The following is an 18,959-nucleotide window of genomic DNA, read 5'->3' as shown; positions in this document are numbered from 1 at the left end:
TTTAGCTATGACAGATACTCCTATCTTAGTTGTAACCCAGAGCAACTTTATACTGCTTACGTGCCTCTGAATAGCTAAATTTCTGTGCATAATCAAGTATCTGACTAGATAATTGTTGTCGCTGTTCTAATGTCAGGTTCGCAAGATACTTTAAGACCTTAACAAGATCATCAACCGTATCGAAACCACATTGTTCATAAATATCTAACTCTTCTAAGACTTGATTATGTCCATAATCCACTCTAGAAAGTATCGGAATCAGTCCCTCACCTAGACATTCTACCATCGCATTCGCAAACATTTCTGTTTTTGAGCAAGAGAGATAGCCCAGATATTCACTGCGTTGAATAGTTGTGCTAGGAACAAAACCTTTTATTATGACATTATCAGGGATAGTATTTTCATCTTTGAATGCTTGTATTTCATCTAACTTACCTCCATAAATGTGCAATTCTAATTCTGGAACAGACCGCATAGCTTCTACAGCCATAGCTATTCTTTTCCCTTTACTGAAATTTCCTACAAGTAGTAGCTTGTTAGTTGACAATCCTTTTGGTAGACTCTGGGCAATTCTTACTGCAGTGGGTGGCAAAAAGGTCCCAGTCACTCCTTCTTCAGCCAAATTTGGAATAATATAAGGACTTGCAACATATATTTCTTTATCTAAAACCGTTGTATAAGTTTCACGACTTCTTATAGCCTCAACATGATTGTAGTGAAGGACATCTCGATACTTCAAACCTACAGAACTACAGTATTTCTTTATTTTGTCAGAGGCAGCTTGAAGTTGATCATTCAAAACAATATCCTCAACGGGATCAAGGTAATTCTGAAGATATTGAAGAAAAAGATCTTCAGGAGTAAGGAATCTATCTTTCCAATAGTAATTGCAGAAGTCTTTACCAATCTGCCCACTTAGTATACTTTCACCAGACTTGTTAAGATACTCAAAACGACCATCAGCATAGCTAATATAAAACGGACGTTCATGGACAGTAGTTGTAGAAATATGAACTAATGACAGACTGCGCTCAATAATAATCCTTACAAATCCTGACGGTGTTAAACTCACATTAAGATAGCCACTATCTGTGGAATAGATAAGCTCGTTCGGACCAAGTTCTTTTTTTGTTTCCCAAGAAATTCCTTTTGCCTGCAAATCTTCTTCGAACTCTGCCACACTATAGTTATAAATCTCAACATCAATGTCAGAATAGAGATGCGGAAGAATGACAACTTGGTCAGGATTAAAACCAATGTGTTGCATCTGTTCACGCCAATAAGGAGCAGAATAAGGATTGGGTACAAGAAGTTTATTTTCAATTCCTAAATCATTTAGGACATTTTGTCGAAATACTTGTGAAGTTTCATAGCCAAAAGACTTATCTGTTAGCCAATAGCGTAATGTATAAACGGTCACCTTTTTTCTCCTAATATTTTATTAGCAAATAACGAAAAGGATTTAGCGATGAAAGAACATCCTAAATCCTTTTGAATGCTTACAAACTGACTGCTTCTAAAGTAACAATAATACCATTAATTTTTGAGGTTAGGCCGCTACTGTCGATTGAGTAAGACCGATTGAGTCATATTCAACAGTAGGTGTAACCGATAGGCTAGCAGGTTTATAGTAATAAGTAACAACCGTCTGGCCTTCTTTTACATAATCAACTTCTACGACATCTACATGACTAAAGACATAAGGAACTTTTGGTGCTTCTTCTGTGATTTCTTTTGTATAAGTATACTTGTAAACCTTACTTGTTATTAGAACACCATCAACAATATCAGTTCTGTCTTCTATAAATGTTTCAACTTCTGTGGCTACATCAAATCCACGAGCAGTTGCTTGTTCTTGGTAATCACTATTCTGCTCCAACACAGCTAAGTCTGATTTGACAACATAGATAGCAAGTTTACGTGTCCCCGTAGTAATGGTGTTATTAACAATTTGTTCAGTAACGCCAGTATTCGTATTTAAAAATTCTACTGGAGAAGTGAGCATTTGAGCGATTGTCTTATCTTTAGCTGCCTTATCAAGTGTTGTGTTATAAAGCAAATATGTTGGTGTAGTTACAGTTTGAGTATCTAAAACTGTGCCATCTGCAGCTTTAATTTCAGTAACTTCTTCAGTCGCAACGACTTGATTATCAATAATGGTAGTAGATGGTACAATCTCTTCACCCGTCGCTTCATTTATATAACGAGTAATCACTGTTCCTCGAACTTCTTTGGTTGAAGTTTCAAGCTTACTGTAAACATAAATGACTTCGGTAGTACCTTCAACTACTGAATCAATTTCAACGCCTTTTATCCCTGTAAGAACATATACTCCGTCGTCTGTTGTTATTTTTTCTTCCTTAACAACACTAGCATTATAGACTCCGCCTATATTTTCTACTTTTGTATCTGTATCTACTAAGACATCATTCAAGTAAGTTTTATTAACAGTTGTTCTAGTAACAACCCGATCCGTTACTAATTGGTAATCTGATTTTAGTGTGTTACCAGCATCATCTTGATAACGAACTACGACAGAACCTTTCGTTTCGGTGACATTCGTTTCTGTACGAGGAGTTGGATTGTCAGTTTTTGGTGGACTATCTACCGGTACAGAAGCCGTTTCTACATAATATCCAACATATTCCCAACCAGTATCAGTACCAGGTGTATGTGTGAAACGAGAATCTAATTGCAGGGTGACGTTTTCAACTAAATCAAGGAAAGTAGTAGAATTAGCAAGAGTTGGTGTAGAAACTCCCACACCTCCTGCAACTAAGAGTGCAATAGCGACTTTTTTGCCGGTTTTACGATTTTTAAATAGTAAGTATCCACCAAAAGTCAACAGTCCAAATCCAGTAACCATAATTGCTTTAGAGCTTGCAGAACCTGCCTTCGGCAAAATAGAGTGCACGGATCTTGCTGGGATTACTGTTACTTTTGAAGCCGAGGAATCATTTGGTTGTTGTGTATCTGGTTCAATCGGAACAATCTGACTACTCTCAGCTGATTTATACACAGCAACAAAACCAGTAATCCATTCAAAATTCCCTGTTTCAGTATTAACCCAAGATGTCTGCTCGTCAATCTTTCCTGTTTTAATACGTGCCTTTTGTTCCGCTGTTAAATCATTGACATTTACTCTTCTAACCTTTGCATCTATCACTTGATTAGGCCGAACTGCTTCAGAAATGCTTACTTCATTAGCAGAAATCAATGATGGCCCAGCAAGAACACTTACCGTACCTAATAGTGCAACACCCAGACCTTTTACAGCCTTATGTTTACGAAAACCATATTTCTCTTTCTTTTCCATAGTAACTTCTCCTAAAATAAATATAAATTACAGTATTATTATACAAAAAATAATAATATATTCAATAACTTTAATAAAAATAATATTAAAATCTCAACATTTTAGACTTGATAACAAAAAAAGATTGAAGAAAATTGTCCGAAACGAACTTATTCTTCAATCTATTTCTCTAATGTAGCGATTATTTCAAAACCAATGACGCCGCACCTAATACACCCGCATCATTACCGCGCGTCGCCAATACAATTTGCGTACTTTCCTTAATTTGTGGGAAGCTATTTTCAGCAAAGACCTTGCGAACACCGTCCAACAAGAATTCACCAGCTGCTGATACTCCGCCACCAAGAACGATATAGGCAGGATTAAGGACAGCTGCGATATTAGCACAAGCCACACCTAGGTATTCTGAGAAATGACGGTAGACAATCAAAGCCAAATCATCGCCTTCTTTTGCTAAGTCAAAGACATCCTTAGCGGTTACTTCCTGTCCATCATCAATCATTTGCTTGAGTTTAGCATCGCCAGCGTATTCTTCAGCATAGCGACGTGTCAAATTGACAATACCTGTAGCTGAGGCAACTGTTTCTAAGCAACCTTTTTTACCACAAGTACAAGCAAATGGTGCATCAAAATCAACAGTAATATGTCCTAATTCTCCACCAGCACCTTTAACACCACGAATCAAGTTTCCAGCAGCAATAACACCGCCACCAACACCTGTACCAAGTGTCATAAAGACAACGTTTGGATTGTTGTTACCAGCACCAACCCATTGCTCACCAAGAGCTGCTACGTTGGCATCGTTATCAATAAAGAAAGGCAAGCCAAGTGCTGACTCAAACTGCTCTTTGACTAATTGCAAAGTCTTCCAGTTGAGGTTATAGGCTCCGATGACTGTACCAGCTTCGCTATCAACGACACCGGGAGACCCCATACCAACACCCAAAAAGTCTTCCTTAGTTAAACCATGTGTTTCAAATCGATGCTTGATACTGTCGATAATATCTGGCACAATGTGGCTTCCTTCATCCAAAATATTTGTTTTAATAGACCATTTTTCTTGAATTTCACCTTCAGTTGTTAAAATGGCTAATTTTACAGAAGTTCCACCAAGGTCGATACCGATAATTTTTTTTGACATAATCTTCTCCTCAAATCTATTTTCTTTATTATACCACAATGCAAAGGTTTGCGTAAAGCCTTTTCATAAAATTGTACGTATAAAAAATGCCCTATCTGAACAGATAGAGCAAGATTAAAAATTGAATATGTAAAATAAATCGTCCGACAGAAAAGAGCATAACTGTTGTAAAATTACTACCTTCCTTGGTGCCATTATAAAGAAATAGAGTGGAAGTGAAGGTAAAGCCCAAGGCAAAGCCTACCATTTGCAAATCATGATACGACTGACTGTAAAAATAGAGAGTAACTGCCAATAAAAACATGGATAAGACCGTTAACATCAAGCGCAAGGCACTCATTTTTCTCGTTTTTAAAAAACTGAACAAGGCTGCTCCCAAAGTTACCAAAAGATAGATAACCATGTAAGCCATAACAAGAACTTTCATCTAGCCCTCCAACTCACTCAAGTATTCATACCGCTCATATTTTTCCAGGAGCAACTCATTTTTCTCATCCAATTCCTTCTGCAAATCGGACAATTTTGTAAAATCACTGCCACAAGTTAACATCTCTTCTTCAATTGTCGCAATCCGGTCTTCAAGGCCAGCAATGTCGTCTTCGATGGTCGCCCACTCCTGCTTCTCAAAGTAAGACATCCGCTTCTTGTTCTCTTTGACCTTCTCGGTTTTCTCCTTTGGTTTTTCCAAGGAAATGGCAGAGCTAGAAGCCAGAAAGGCCTTTTCATCTAGATAATCAGTATAATTTCCGAAAAAGATTTCAATACCACCATCCTCAAAAGCAAGGATTTTAGTCGCAACTTTATCCAAGAAATAACGGTCATGGCTGACTGTAATAACAGGTCCAGCAAAGCCCTGCAAGAAATGTTCCAAAACTGTTAAAGTCGCTATGTCTAGGTCATTGGTCGGCTCGTCCAATAAGAGAACATTGGGCCGTTCCAAGAGGATTTTGAGCAAGTAAAGTCGCTTCTTCTCTCCACCTGACAGCTTTTCAATCAAAGTGCCATGTGTATTGCGTGGGAAAAGGAATTGTTCCAATAGTTCTGCAATAGATACCATACCTGAGCTTGTCTTAGCTTCTTCTGCCACTTCCTGCAAGAAATTGATGACCCTCTTGCTCTCATCTAAGCCCTTGATGGTCTGTGAGAAGTAGCCGATACGAATGGTTTCACCAATGTCCACCTTTCCACTATCAGCCTGTAAATCACCAGCAATCAGATTAAGCAAAGTTGATTTTCCTTTACCATTCTCACCGACAATTCCGATACGATCCTTGTTCTGAATGAGCAGGTTAAAATCAGACAAAATCGGCTTATTTGGATAAGAAAAGCTGACATTTTCAAAGTTAATAACTTTTTTACCAATCCGTGAGGTTTCAAAGTTGATTTCCAGTTCGCTATCGTCCACCTTGTGAGCCAAGTCACCTTTTAAATCATGGAAACGATTGATGCGGGCTTGCTGTTTTGTGGCACGGGCCTGTGGTTGCCTACGCATCCAAGCTAACTCTTGCTTGTAAAGCTGTTCTTTCTTATGACGAAGTGCCGCATCTCGCTCGTCCTGTTCTGCTTTTAAACGGACATAATCTTGATAATTGCCTTGATATTCTGTCAAACTAGCACGATCCAGTTCAAAAATCCGTGTCGCTACATTATCCAAGAAATAGCGGTCGTGAGTGATAAAGAGAACAGACTTTTTGGTATTTTTCAAGAAAGTTGTCAGCCACTCAATAGTATCAATATCTAGGTGGTTGGTTGGTTCATCTAGGAGTAGCAAGTCATCATTACCAAGCAAAACCTGAGCCAGTTGCACTCGGCGGCGTAGACCACCTGACAACTCTCCAACGGTTTTGTTCAGCTCTGTCAGACCAAGTTTGGATAAAACAGTCTTGACCTGGCTTTCAATCTCCCAAGCGTTGAGCGAGTCCATCTCTGCCATGACTTTCTCCAGCCTAGCTTGACTAGCTTCATCATAAGTAGATAAGAGCAGTTCATACTCACGAATTAACTGAGTTTCACGAAGGTCAGAAGAGAGAACGGTGTCTAAAACTGTCTTGCTTTCGTCAAAATTAGGTTCTTGTGTCAGATAGGCGATTTTATAAGCATTTTTGGTTCGAAATGGCGACACATCCCCATCAAAACCAATTCGACCAGATAAGACATCTAAAAGAGTTGTTTTTCCTGTACCATTCACTCCGATGATACCAATACGGTCCCCTTGATGAATAATGAAAGACAAATCGGCAAAAACCGTCTTATCTCCAACTGACTTGGTCAAGTGTTCAACGATAAAATCACTCATTGTCTAAGATTCCTTTCACAAACATCATAATCATTTCTCTCTCATTAGGGAGATTTCCTTCGACAATTTGAAATTCAACTTCTTTAAGCAATTTCCCCAAAACAGGACCAGGTTTCAAGTCAAATGCCTTCATCAGATGACCTCCATTAACAACAATTTCATGTTTATCATGGATGGTCAGGGAATTATCCACCTCTTCGATTGCTTCAAAATTCGTTTCCAGTCCTTGTGCTTGACGGAGTTCTTCTACCAAGTTCAAAAGGTCTTTGCCATACTTGAAACAGATTTGTTTAGTGACAGGACCTGACTGACGGATTTGATAGATTTCAACCAGCTTAACCACTATGCGTTGAAAATCATTGCTGGTTTTCCATTTTTTCAAGAAGGACTTGATATTATTGATGTCTAGGCAGACAAAGAGCATGGACCAAGCTTGTTCTGAAGTTGAAAATTGGAAATTCTCCTCCAAACTTGTTAGCATGACTTCCAGTTCTTCACCCTTTCCAGCTAAATCAGGCAAGAAATTGTAGGCCCTGGAATCAATCATAGCACGCAAGCCTTTTCGCCAAAAATCAGCCATCAATAGTTTATCAAACTCGATAAAACTACGCTCCACAGAGATTTTTTCTAAGAGTGGCGCAGTTTCGACCATGGCTGCAAATGTCTGTGGCTCAATCTCAAAGTCTAATGTTGCTGCGAAGCGAAATCCACGCATGATACGGAGGGCATCTTCGTTGAATCGCTCGGAAGGAATACCTACTGCACGTAGAGTACGCTTGTCTAAGTCGGTCAGTCCATCAAAGAGGTCAACAATCTGAGCGTCTTCATTTAGGGCGAAAGCATTGACCGTAAAGTCTCGACGCTTGAGATCTTCTTCTAAAGAGCGCACGAAAGAAACCAGACTAGGCCTGCGGAAGTCCACATACTCCTCCTCTGTCCGAAAGGTCGTGATTTCATACTCTTTGCTGCCTTCTAAGACCAAGACCGTCCCATGCTCAATCCCCACATCAATGGTCCGCGGGAAAATCTGCTTGGTTTCTTGGGGGTAGCTAGATGTGGCAATGTCAACATCATGAATAGTTCTGCCCAAAATAGCATCCCGTACGGAGCCACCAACAAAATAAGCCTCGAAGCCAGCTGCTTTAATTTTCTCTAAAATCGGCAAAGCCTCCTGAAACTCAGAAGGCAGATTGTTTAATTTCATAATAAGTGTTCCAAACCATAAACGAGTTGTGAGCGCTTGACCACCTCTTTAATGCCGAGATTGACACCACCCATAAAGGAAATACGATCGTAAGAGTCATGACGAATGGTCAAGCCTTCACCCTGTGCTCCAAAGATAACCTCTTGGTGCGCAACAAGACCTGGCAAGCGTACAGAGTGAATACGGAAACCGTCAAACTCTGCACCACGAGCACCAGCAATCAATTCTTCCTCATCTGCTGCGCCTTGAACCTGTGACTGACGAACTTGTGAAATGAGTTCTGCTGTTTTCACAGCAGTTCCACTCGGAGCATCTTTCTTCTTATCGTGGTGCAGTTCAATAATTTCAAGATTTGGGAAATACTTGGCTGCCTGCACCGCAAATTGCATAAGCAAGATTGCACCAATGGCAAAGTTAGGAGCAATCAAGCCACCTAGTCCTTTTTCAGCAGACAAGGCAGTTAATTCATCAATTTCTTCGGGTGTGAAACCAGTTGTTCCAACTACAGGGGAAAATCCGTTTTCCAAGGCAAAGCGAGTGTTTTCATAAGCAAATTTAGGTGTTGTGAAGTCAACCCAGACATGGGCCTCTAGACCAGCCACTTCTTCTTTTGTCTTGAAAACAGGCACACCATCTACTTCTGTCTCTGTCGCAAATGGATCGACCAAGGCAGCCAGACTAAGTTCTGTATCTCCCTTGACCATCTCAACAGCTGTTGAACCCATTTTTCCTTTGAATCCTGCAATAATAACCTTAATTGTCATGCAAACTCCTATTCAATGATGGGAGAAATACCAAAGGCCACAGCCCCTTCTCCCAAGTGCGTACCGATAACTGAACCAAATGACACGATTGGTAAATCGCTCCCCACTCCTGCTTCTTCCAACTGTTGCTTAAAGTTTGTAGCTTTTTCTGGTGCATTGGCGTGGATGATAGCAATCTGGTACTGCCCTTCTTTGGTCTGTTCCTGAAGAATTTCTAGTAAACGCTTAATAGCCTTTTTCTCCGTACGAACTTTTTCATAAACCTCAATCTTTCCTTCTCCTGTAAAGTAAAGAATTGGCTTGATACTCAAAAGATTGCCCAATAAGGCCGCACCATTAGACAAGCGACCTCCTTTTACTAGATGATTGAGGTCATCAACCATGATAAAAGCTGTCGTTTTACCAATCTCTTGGTTTAATTTGTCTGTGATTTCTTCAAAACTAAGCCCTGCATCAGCCCATTTTAAGACGTTTTCTACCATCATCCCTAAGGGTGCTGAGGTGATTTTTGTATCAGGAAAGGCAACAGTCAAGCCCTCAAATTCATCTGATAGGTATTGGATGTTTTGGTAAAAGCCCGAAATACCTGAAGATAAGAACAACCCTAAAGCATGTGTATAACCATTCTCTTTCAAGCTTCCAAGAATTTCTTCCAATTCCATCAAACTTGGTTGGCTGGTTTTGGGCAATTCTTTTGATGAAGACATTTTTTGATAAAATTCCTCAACTGTCAAATTTTGACCTTCAATATAGTTTTCTCCATCAATACTGACTGGAATACTCAATACAAACAAGTCACCTCGTTCTATAGTTTTTACTTCCAAAACAGCTGATGAATCTGTAATAACTGCTAGTTTCATTTTAGAACTCCAAATTCACTCCTGGTGCGTCAAATGCTATTTCTGTAACTTCATAGGTCAACCTTTTGACAATATCAAAAAGAGGAGCTACTAATTCCCTTCTCTCGTTCTCAGAAAATTCACTAGGTTCATTGAGGATGCGATCCAACAGCTTAACTCCTTGACTAACCGCTCCAGAGATAACATGGCTTTCCATGACAACCATAAAGCGTAAAATGGTGACCAAATGAGTTTGATTTTTCTCGTTATTTTTTTCTAGTAATTGAAAATCAACTTTCATATGTGTCTTAGGTTCACCATTTTCTTTTTCCCACTCTAAATTACGAGCGTCAAAATGAAATTGATTGACAAATTCTTTATCACGAATAATTTCCATTTTTCTCTCCTCAAAATGATAATAGGTTTATTATACCATATTTTTGTAGAAATGCGAAAAAACCTTGCTAGCCTCTGTATTAAGCGCATATCTTATTCTCACATATGCACTCTGGTGTTTTGAGTATCAATCATTAACCAACCTTCCAATTTTAACCAACTTTCTATTACTATTCTTCTTACTTAATTCAACACTACTATAAATAAGTTTACAAAGAAAAAAGAATGATTCTGTAAATGAATAACACCCAAAAAGTTAGACATAAAAATCTAACTTTTGAGCTGGACTGATCAAGGAAAACTAGATATAAAGCTAGGCTAATTAATAATTATTTTTCCAAATTCTACAGATGAAAGATGACTTAACTATAAACGGGGCATTCAAAAAAAGGGAGGTATAGTTTTAAACTATACACTTCCTTATTTATTTTCAATTATACAGACTGAAATGAATTTGATAGGATAAAGAGGTAGAATATTTTTGGAGGAAATCCTATGACAACAACTATTATTGGCTTCCCACGTATCGGAGAACACCGTGAATTAAAATTTATCACTGAAAAATACTTTAGAAATGAAATTCCACAAGAAGAGCTCTTGGCAACAGCTAAAGACTTGCGTGCTAAGCACTGGAATATTGTCAAAGAAGCTGGCATTACTGAAATTCCAAGTAACGACTTCTCACACTATGACAATGTGTTGGATGCGGCTGTACTTTTCAACATTGTGCCAAAAGCAGTTCAAGAGCTTGAATTGACTGACCTTGAAAAATACTTTGCATTGGCACGTGGCTATCAAGGTGAAAAGGGAGATGTTCGTGCTAGACCCATGAAAAAATGGTTCAACACCAATTACCACTACATCGTTCCTGCTATTGAAAAAGATACTGAAATCAAACTAGCAGGTCACAAGATATTCGACGAATTCCAAGAAGCAAAAGACTTAGGTATCACTACTCGCCCAGTTTTGATTGGTCCTTTCACCCTCCTACAATTGACTGATTTTGAAGAAGGTTTGACGGCTACTGATGTTGCTGGGAACCTGGTAGCAGCTTATGGACAAGTCTTTGAAAAATTGGCAGAACTTGGTGCTGAAAAAATCCAGTTGGACGAGCCTAGCTTGGTAAAAGATTTAACAGCAGAAGAAAAAGCTCTGTTCCTAGATATCTACCAAACACTCTTGGCAGACAAAAAAGGCTTGCAAGTTCTCATTCAAACTTACTTCGGCGATGTTCGTGACATTTACACAGAGTTGACTACCCTGCCTGTTGATGCTATTGGTCTTGACTTTGTAGAAGGTAAAGAAACAGCAGCGCTTGTCGCAACAGGCTTCCCTGCTGACAAAACTCTCTACGCGGGTATCGTCAATGGTAAGAATATCTGGCGCAACAACTATGAAAAGAGCCTAGCTATTTTAGAAGCTATTCCAGCTGAAAATGTCGTTTTAACAACTTCATGTTCGCTTCTTCATGTACCATTTACAACTGCTAATGAAGAATTTGAGCCAGCTATTCTCAATCACTTTGCTTTCGCGGTTGAAAAATTGAGCGAAATTCGTGATTTAGATGCTATCCGTAATGGTCAAGGTGATGCTGCTCTTACAGCCAACAAGGAACTCTTTGCCCTTGAGCGTGTTGGTCGTGATGCTACTCTTGCTGACCGCCTTGCAGGATTGACAGATGCTGATTACACTCGTCTTCCAGTTTTCGCAGAGCGTGAAGCTATTCAACGGGAGAAATTGAACTTGCCACTTCTTCCAACAACTACTATCGGTTCATTCCCTCAAACTAAAGAAATCCGTAGCACACGCTTGGCTTTCCGTAAAGGAAATATTTCAGAAGAAGAATACGATACCTTTGTCAAAGCACAAACAGACGAGTGGATTGCATGGCAGGAAGAAGTTGACTTTGACGTCTTGGTTCACGGTGAATTTGAGCGCAACGACATGGTAGAATACTTCGGTGAAAACTTGTCTGGTTACCTCTTCAGTAAAAACGGTTGGGTACAATCTTACGGTATGCGTGGGGTTAAACCACCAATCATCTGGGGTGATGTTACACGCTTAAACCCTATTACTGTCAAGTGGTCTAGCTATGCTCAAAGCCGGACAAACAAGCCAGTTAAAGGTATGTTGACAGGTCCTGTAACCATCCTCAACTGGTCATTCCCACGTGAAGATATCTCTATCAAAGAATCAACTCTCCAGATCGCTCTTGCTATCAAGGAAGAAGTTCTTGACCTTGAAGCTGCTGGTATCAAGATTATCCAAATCGACGAAGCAGCCCTTCGCGAAAAATTACCACTCCGTCGCAGCGATTGGTACAGCGAATATCTTGATTGGGCAATCCCAGCTTTCCGTTTGGTACACTCAACTGTCGCACCAGACACTCAAATCCACACTCACATGTGTTATAGCGAATTTACAGACATCATTCCTGCCATCGACAATATGGATGCAGATGTCATCTCTTTCGAAGCTAGCCGTTCAAACCTCGTTATCCTAGATGAACTCAAGGCTAAGAACTTCCAAACCCAGGTAGGCCCTGGTGTCTACGATATCCACTCTCCACGTGTACCTGCAGTTGATGAAATTGCGCACACAATTCAAGCCATCCTTGCTAAAGTACCGAAAGAAAAAGTTTGGATTAACCCAGACTGCGGTCTGAAAACTCGTGGCGAATCTGAAACAAAAGCAAGCCTTATCCACTTGACTCAAGCAGCTAAGGCAGCCAGAAAGGAACTCTAATTTATGATTGGTCAAACCCCAAGTCTCTCATTTGAAATTTTTCCTCCAAAACCAGAAGTAGGCAATGAAAAGATACTCCAAACTCTTGATGAGATGCAAGGTTTGGCCCCTCATTTTATCAGTGTTACCTGTAGCAATAATAACCTGAATGTAGAAGAAACAACTGTCAAATTAGCTAACCATGTCCGCAATGAGTTACACATTCCAACGATTGCTCATCTACCAGCAGCTTATCTGGCCAAAGAAAAAGCTAAATCCGTTCTTCATTCTTTGGATGAAATCGGTGTCCATCAGGTTTTAGCTCTTAGAGGCGATATTATTGATGGCACCGCTCCAAAAGGCGACTTCCGTTACGCAACAGACTTGATTTCTTTTATCAGGGAGGAAGTACCACACTTCGACATTATTGGAGCTTGCTATCCCGAGGTACACCCCGAATCACCAAATTCTGTATCTGATATCAAGAATCTAAAAAAGAAAGTTGATGCAGGTTGCTCAACTCTAGTAACTCAACTCTTTTTCGATAATGAAGCTTTCTATGATTTTAAAGAGAAATGTTCTCTCGCAGACATTGAAGTACCTATTATCGCAGGTATTATGCCGATTATCAACAGGAATCAGGCACTTCGCTTCTTAAAAACCTGTGAGAATATTCGCCTCCCTCGTAAGTTTAAAGCCATTTTAGAAAAATATGAACACAACCCTGAATCTCTTCGTGCAGCGGGTTTAGCCTATGCCGTTGATCAGATTGTCGATTTGGTAACCAACGATGTCGCAGGCGTTCATCTTTATACCATGAACAATGCCGAAACGGCCCGCACCATTCATCAAGCAACTCATTCGCTATTTAAACATTTTAGTTAGCTACTCCTTAGAACAAAAGTTTAATGAATACCTCTGGATATTCTATCACATACTGACAATAAAAGTTAGGACAGGAACGAATTAGTAAGCTTTGTGCATTATACCATCCAAAAATTCCTTTAGATTGAAGACAGCGGACAACAAATCTACAAATAGAAAAACACCTAAAATCATATTGCTAAAAATATTTATTTTAGGTTTTTTTTTTTTTGCTGTAAGCGCCACAATATTTTTTTAATTGAGTTTTATACGAAAAGAAGAAAGAGTATAAAAATTTCCTCCCTAATTTAAACAAAGCGATACTATTTTGTATTTAAAATACTGCATCAATTCTAGTAACCTTTCTCGGTGCTAATAATTCGGAATAAGTATTTATATTTTGGGAACTATATACCAGTTTACACCAACCACAAGATATAGTATTGGTGTGAATATCAAAAAAGACGACTTCCTTTTGGAAAACGTCTTTTAATAATATCTAAATTCTTCTGGATGTTCGGTCATATACTCTGCCAACCATTCCATACCATAGGCTATTTCAAACACTTCTAAAACCATTGAAATATCAGGTTGAAATCCGTATTCTTTGAGTTTATTGATAACCTCTTTTATAGAACGAATTTTCACTAGTTTAATAATTTCCCCAGCATCTTGTCTATCCCTATCTCGTCCACTTTCTAGCTTCATTCCGAGAATGTAAGATAGTGGTGGTACAAGAATCGTTAGATTTGAATAGTTAAATGCCTTCTCACAAATAGACCGTGGCGGTATTTTATTCAAATTTGCAACATTGTTGTTCAGCCATAATTCATCAGGTTCATTCACACCAAAATCATCACCAACTTTTGCAATAATACTTCTGATTTTAGCATCTTCTTGATAAAAAGCATCGACATCCTGTGTTCCTCGAAGATTATAATACTCAAGGACAAAACCACCAACACAAATGATTTCAAGGTCTATATTTTCCTTGGATAATTCTGTGTTGAGAGCTTCAAATAAAACTTTCTTATCCATAATTCCCCTCTCTAAACAGCTTCAGAATATCTTTTGGTTGGCTCTTACGATTGGCTTGTAAGACGTGTTCCCTTGTATGTGTACCATCTGTTAAGGCATCTTGAAGGGTGGTCTTTTGAAAAGGTGTCAGGGTAGGATTTTTTAACAACTGTTTAACATCATCGGTGGTTAACTTTGTACCATCATCTTGAATAACCTTATAGAGATAGCGAAACCATAAATCACCATCACTTCCAGCGTGTTCGCTGGCTCTTACCATGTAATCATACCAAGTTGTCATTACTGTTCCCCCTTATTTTCTCTAGGGTTATAGTGCATGGCTATCCAAAGTTTCTTATCAAAATCAGATAGTTCTTTTTCCTTTGGATAAACGCAGTCATTCAAATCAGGGAATTTGAGACGATACTTTTTCTCAAAAAAGTTTTGGAACTCCTCTTTATTCTCTGCGACATCAATCAAGGCTTCCAGCTCTGCCATGTGTTTAGCGATTGCTTTTCTATCTACTTTTTTGAGGCTTTCTTTCAACGCATCGTAGACACAAGTCTTTGTTAGTTGAGCGTAAAAAGAACGATGGTTAGTAACAAAATCAAAACTGTACTTCTTATTCCAGAATTTTGTATACTTGTCATAAAATTTATCAGAAAGACTAACCTGATACCCAATTAGTTTACTATCAACTCTTCGAGAAATAGACCTTTCCAATTCAAAATGTAAATCATTTAGTGTATTAGTAGCCATAAATCAGCTCCCTATATTTAGTACGGACACAGGCATTTGAAAGTAAGAGATTAAAACGCTGACTATCCGAATAATCACGAGTGTTATAACGGAAAACAAATTCATCTATATAGTCTTGAAGATATTTCTTAGACCATGAGTGATAAATTCCTAATACTCCACGTTTCAAACCAGCCCAAAATCCTTCAATCGTGTTGGTATAAACATCACCTTGAACATATTCACGAGCACCGTGATTTACAAAATCATGTTGATACATCTTAGCCACTTTATTATAACCTAGCCATTCGTCTGTGTAAAGTTGAGCAGTCTCTTTTACATATTTAACGATTTGCTCGGTTAATGTTTTTGTTTTAGTATCTGGCACATGATGAGCATTGACTTTACCTTGACGTTGCACCATACCTACTACAGCAGATTTATCTTTCAATGAACGCCCTTGAGCATTTTTGATTTTCTTAGAGTTATGACGGTTCTTGTTTTTACCGCCAATATAGGTTTCATCGACTTCTACGACATCATCAAGACTATTGCCGTTTTCAGTACCAAAGCATTTGCGAATACGCTCCAACATAAACCATGCTGTTTTTTGAGTAACACCAATATCTTTTGATAGTTGCACAGAAGAAATCCCTTTTTTGTGAGAAGTTACAAGCCAAATCGCCATGAACCATTTACGAAGTTCAATCTTAGTATTATCAAAAAGAGTGCCAGTTTTGACATTGAAATATTTGCCAGTATTTTTACAACGATATTTATTTCCCTTGCATTTATAGACTTTTGAAGTAGCATCAAAAGGGCTGACAATCACATCGCCCCAAATCATATTTTCTAAATGGTCTATACATGACTGTTCGTCAGGAAAAGCAGATTGTAAATCAAATAGTGACTTAAATTCAAACTTCATAACTGGTACTCCTTATTTCTTGATTATATTATATCGAAAACAAGAATATATGTCAACGAAAATGTAAACTTCTACTATACAAGATTCCAAAATTTTGATATAATAGAACTATCAAAAAGTAAAGGAAATTGAGTATTATGGTCGCAACTCGCAACTCGCAACTCGCAACTCGCAACTCGCAACTCGCACTGATTATGTAACCGGACGTGTTTTTTGTCAAGCCCTAAAACAGGCTTTTTCACATTTTTGTGGGAAAGTTTTTTATGTTGTCTTGGGAAGTGAGGTGGCATGATGAAACGTATGGACATTATCGAAACCATCGGAAAAGATTACCTTACTTCAAACATTGAAAACGAGGAATTTAGCTACCAAAAAGCTCTCAAAGAAATCGGCAAGGATATTACTGAATATCAAAAGGAATACTATAAGAGGAAATATAAAGATATAGACATCCGATTTGAAAACGGAGGGTTGTCTATACTTGTGGAGACAAAGGCTTCATATACCGATAACGATTTTGAACAGTTAGAAGCCTATGTCAATTACGAAAAAGAACTTACAAATAATAAAGTAGTTGCTATACTAGCCAACACTAAAAACGATGATTTCCTCATATGGACTGACAATAGCGGTGTAATTGATGTTGATAATGCTAATTCAAACGAACGTGTTATTCAAAATTTAGAGTATTACTTCGACTTGTTTTTTGGCACTAAAAATAATCGACTAAAATTGGTACAAAACACATATGCTTTGAATGAATTATTGCACAAATATGGAGTGAATGAAAAAATACGAAGTCAATTCGTAGGCACTTGCTTATTATCTTTGAAATATCATCTCACTTTCGAAGGTTTAGAAACTAAGCAAATTATTTCTGGTATTGAGATTATCCTAACCAATTTACTGGAAAAAGACTTAAATAAAGCCACCAAACTAACTATCTTAAAAAGCAACGTACTTGACTCTCAAGATATAAGAGAACTTCCAAAAGAGGAATTTGCAGTTATTTTAAGGGAAATTAAATCAAAAATATTGCCATACATAAACGATAAGAACACAGCAGGTCAAGATTTATTAAATCTTTTCTTTACAACTTTCAATAAGTACGTTGGAAAAGCGGATAAAAATCAAGCATTTACTCCTGACCATATTGTGCATTTTATGTGTAAAATCGCTGGTGTAAATAGAAATTCTGTTGTGCTAGACCCTTGTTGCGGAAGTGGTGCTTTTTTAGTAAGGGCAATGACAGAAGCACTCGATGATTGTGATACTGAAGAGGAAAAAGAAAATGTAAAAAGAAAACAAATTTATGGAATTGAATTTGAGGATACAGCATTTGGACTTTCGACTACAAATATGTTAATACATGGAGATGGAAATTCAAATATAGTAAAAGGCAGTTGCTTTGAAGAGGAAAATTATGTTGATAAAGGTGTAAATGTTGTTCTAATGAACCCACCATATAATGCTCAACGTAAACATTGCAAAAAGGAATATGTTGCTAAATGGTCTGCAAAAACTAAGACAGACCCATCGAAAGGTTTTCATTTTGTTTATGAAATAGCAGAGAAGGTAAAAACAGGAAAATTAGTTGTATTGCTGCCTATGCAATGTGCAATCGGCAGTCCAAAAGAAAAGGAAATAAGACACTACAAAAAAGAAATGTTGAAAAAGCATACGCTAGAAGCGGTTTTTTCCTTGCCACCAGATGTATTCCACCCCGGTGCTAACGCTTCTGCTTGCTGTATGGTGTTTAATTTAGGTGTTAGACATTCTAAATCTAATATCAAGGAAACTTTTTTTGGATATTACAAAGATGATGGTTTTGTCAAAAAGAAAAATCTAGGAAGAGTTGAAAAAACAGACCAGTCAGGTAAAGGGATATGGAAAGAAATTGAGAATGAGTGGCTAGAACTATTTTGGAATAGAACAGATAGAATTGGGAAATCAGTTGTTAAGCAAGTCAACGAAACAGATGAGTGGCTTGCAGAAGCATATATGGAAACCGATTATTCTGATACACATAGCCTAGATTTTCAAAAATCTGTTAATGATTACCGAGCATACTCTTTGCGACACCAAGATAGTTCTTTGACAGCTAACTCGATTGATATAGATACATCTAATTGGGAATATTTCAAGTTAGCAGGAAAAGACGGACTTTTTGATTTAGAAAGTTGCAAATGTAAAAACGCCACTGAATTGTTAGAAGAAGGAACAGATATTGAATACATCGGAGCTAAAAAATTAGATGGTGGTTTTATGCAATGGTGCAAAGAGGCACCTGATTTAACTACAAAAGGGAACTGTATTGTTTTTATATGTGATGGACAAGGTTCAGTTGGTTATACAAACTATATAGACCATGACTTCATTGGTTCTACTACATTATCTGTTGGACGAAATAAAAAACTAAACAAATACAATGCAATTTTTATTGTCACTGTTTTAGATAAAGAAAGATACCGCTATTCTTTTGGAAGAAAATACAAAACAAACCTAACAAAGATTATGATAAAATTACCTGCCAAATCTGTCTCAAAAGGTAAAATTGAACCAGATTGGGAATTTATGGAAAAATACATAAAAACACTTCCACATGGCAATAATTTATAAAAAAATGCGACTTTTATGAGGTCGCATTTTTCCATATCTTGTGGTTGGTGTAAACTGGTATATAGTTCCCTATATTTTTATAGGTAAGCAGGGAGTGGGAAAGAACTCGACAA

General features: G+C 38.0%; 16 protein-coding genes. 3 read left to right on the top strand and 13 right to left on the bottom strand.

Annotated features, from left to right (window positions below; translation table 11 throughout):
- Nucleotides 1-25: 25 nt before the first annotated feature.
- The 9 genes from AC4CS8_RS04515 to AC4CS8_RS04475 all read right to left on the bottom strand — a co-directional run bounded on the left by AC4CS8_RS04515 (nucleotide 26) and on the right by AC4CS8_RS04475 (nucleotide 9,957).
- Nucleotides 26-1,420, bottom strand: a complete 1,395-nt coding sequence (locus AC4CS8_RS04515) for a glycosyltransferase (protein WP_493893744.1) — start codon at nucleotides 1,418-1,420, stop codon at nucleotides 26-28.
- A gap of 129 nt (nucleotides 1,421-1,549) precedes the next feature.
- Nucleotides 1,550-3,316 carry an LPXTG cell wall anchor domain-containing protein gene (locus AC4CS8_RS04510; protein WP_493893743.1) on the bottom strand — a complete coding sequence of 589 codons (1,767 nt, stop codon included), beginning with the start codon at nucleotides 3,314-3,316 and terminating at the stop codon, nucleotides 1,550-1,552.
- A 181-nt stretch (nucleotides 3,317-3,497) separates the two neighbouring features.
- Nucleotides 3,498-4,457 (bottom strand): ROK family glucokinase, encoded by a 960-nt coding sequence (locus AC4CS8_RS04505; RefSeq protein WP_493893742.1) that lies wholly within the window; start codon nucleotides 4,455-4,457, stop codon nucleotides 3,498-3,500.
- Nucleotides 4,458-4,548: 91 nt separating this feature from the next.
- Entirely contained in the window at nucleotides 4,549-4,884 is a 336-nt protein-coding gene (locus tag AC4CS8_RS04500; RefSeq protein ID WP_493893741.1) for a hypothetical protein, read from the bottom strand.
- The gene (locus tag AC4CS8_RS04495; protein WP_493893740.1) at nucleotides 4,885-6,753 is read right to left on the bottom strand and encodes an ABC-F family ATP-binding cassette domain-containing protein; all 1,869 of its coding nucleotides are present in this window, start codon (nucleotides 6,751-6,753) and stop codon (nucleotides 4,885-4,887) included.
- A complete protein-coding gene (locus AC4CS8_RS04490) occupies nucleotides 6,746-7,957 on the bottom strand; it encodes a CCA tRNA nucleotidyltransferase (protein WP_493893739.1) in 1,212 nt (403 codons plus the stop codon). Before AC4CS8_RS04490 ends, AC4CS8_RS04495 begins: the two co-directional genes overlap by 8 nt.
- Nucleotides 7,954-8,721, bottom strand: a complete 768-nt coding sequence (dapB, locus tag AC4CS8_RS04485) for a 4-hydroxy-tetrahydrodipicolinate reductase (protein ID WP_493893738.1) — start codon at nucleotides 8,719-8,721, stop codon at nucleotides 7,954-7,956. The genes AC4CS8_RS04490 and dapB overlap by 4 nt, the downstream gene beginning before the upstream one ends.
- A gap of 8 nt (nucleotides 8,722-8,729) precedes the next feature.
- A complete protein-coding gene (locus tag AC4CS8_RS04480; RefSeq protein ID WP_493893737.1) occupies nucleotides 8,730-9,581 on the bottom strand; it encodes a DegV family protein in 852 nt (283 codons plus the stop codon).
- Between the two features lies 1 nt (nucleotide 9,582).
- Complete coding sequence (locus AC4CS8_RS04475; protein WP_493893736.1) at nucleotides 9,583-9,957, bottom strand: DUF1149 family protein; 375 nt, start codon at nucleotides 9,955-9,957, stop codon at nucleotides 9,583-9,585.
- Nucleotides 9,958-10,451: 494 nt separating this feature from the next.
- Between AC4CS8_RS04475 and metE the strand changes: the two genes are divergently transcribed.
- Nucleotides 10,452-12,701 (top strand): 5-methyltetrahydropteroyltriglutamate--homocysteine S-methyltransferase, encoded by a 2,250-nt coding sequence (gene metE / locus AC4CS8_RS04470; protein ID WP_493893735.1) that lies wholly within the window; start codon nucleotides 10,452-10,454, stop codon nucleotides 12,699-12,701.
- A 3-nt stretch (nucleotides 12,702-12,704) separates the two neighbouring features.
- A complete protein-coding gene (gene metF, locus AC4CS8_RS04465; protein ID WP_493893734.1) occupies nucleotides 12,705-13,565 on the top strand; it encodes a methylenetetrahydrofolate reductase [NAD(P)H] in 861 nt (286 codons plus the stop codon).
- 468 nt (nucleotides 13,566-14,033) lie between these two features.
- Here the strand turns inward: metF and AC4CS8_RS04460 are convergent, their stop codons facing one another.
- From AC4CS8_RS04460 to AC4CS8_RS04445, 4 genes are read right to left on the bottom strand one after another with little or no spacing between them, the layout of a single operon-like run.
- On the bottom strand, nucleotides 14,034-14,582 hold the full coding sequence (locus AC4CS8_RS04460) for a DUF6036 family nucleotidyltransferase (RefSeq protein WP_493893733.1): 549 nt from the start codon (nucleotides 14,580-14,582) through the stop codon (nucleotides 14,034-14,036).
- The gene (locus AC4CS8_RS04455) at nucleotides 14,575-14,862 is read right to left on the bottom strand and encodes a hypothetical protein (RefSeq protein WP_024385310.1); all 288 of its coding nucleotides are present in this window, start codon (nucleotides 14,860-14,862) and stop codon (nucleotides 14,575-14,577) included. The genes AC4CS8_RS04460 and AC4CS8_RS04455 overlap by 8 nt, the downstream gene beginning before the upstream one ends.
- Complete coding sequence (locus tag AC4CS8_RS04450) at nucleotides 14,862-15,320, bottom strand: hypothetical protein (RefSeq protein ID WP_172066362.1); 459 nt, start codon at nucleotides 15,318-15,320, stop codon at nucleotides 14,862-14,864. Before AC4CS8_RS04450 ends, AC4CS8_RS04455 begins: the two co-directional genes overlap by 1 nt.
- On the bottom strand, nucleotides 15,310-16,227 hold the full coding sequence (locus tag AC4CS8_RS04445) for an IS1595 family transposase (RefSeq protein ID WP_493893732.1): 918 nt from the start codon (nucleotides 16,225-16,227) through the stop codon (nucleotides 15,310-15,312). Before AC4CS8_RS04445 ends, AC4CS8_RS04450 begins: the two co-directional genes overlap by 11 nt.
- A gap of 291 nt (nucleotides 16,228-16,518) precedes the next feature.
- Between AC4CS8_RS04445 and AC4CS8_RS04440 the strand changes: the two genes are divergently transcribed.
- Nucleotides 16,519-18,846 carry an N-6 DNA methylase gene (locus tag AC4CS8_RS04440; protein WP_493893731.1) on the top strand — a complete coding sequence of 776 codons (2,328 nt, stop codon included), beginning with the start codon at nucleotides 16,519-16,521 and terminating at the stop codon, nucleotides 18,844-18,846.
- Nucleotides 18,847-18,959: the final 113 nt, after the last annotated feature.

Source organism: Streptococcus sp. NSSLK0004, assembly GCF_059039125.1.
This window is presented reverse-complemented; position numbering and strand designations above follow the sequence as displayed.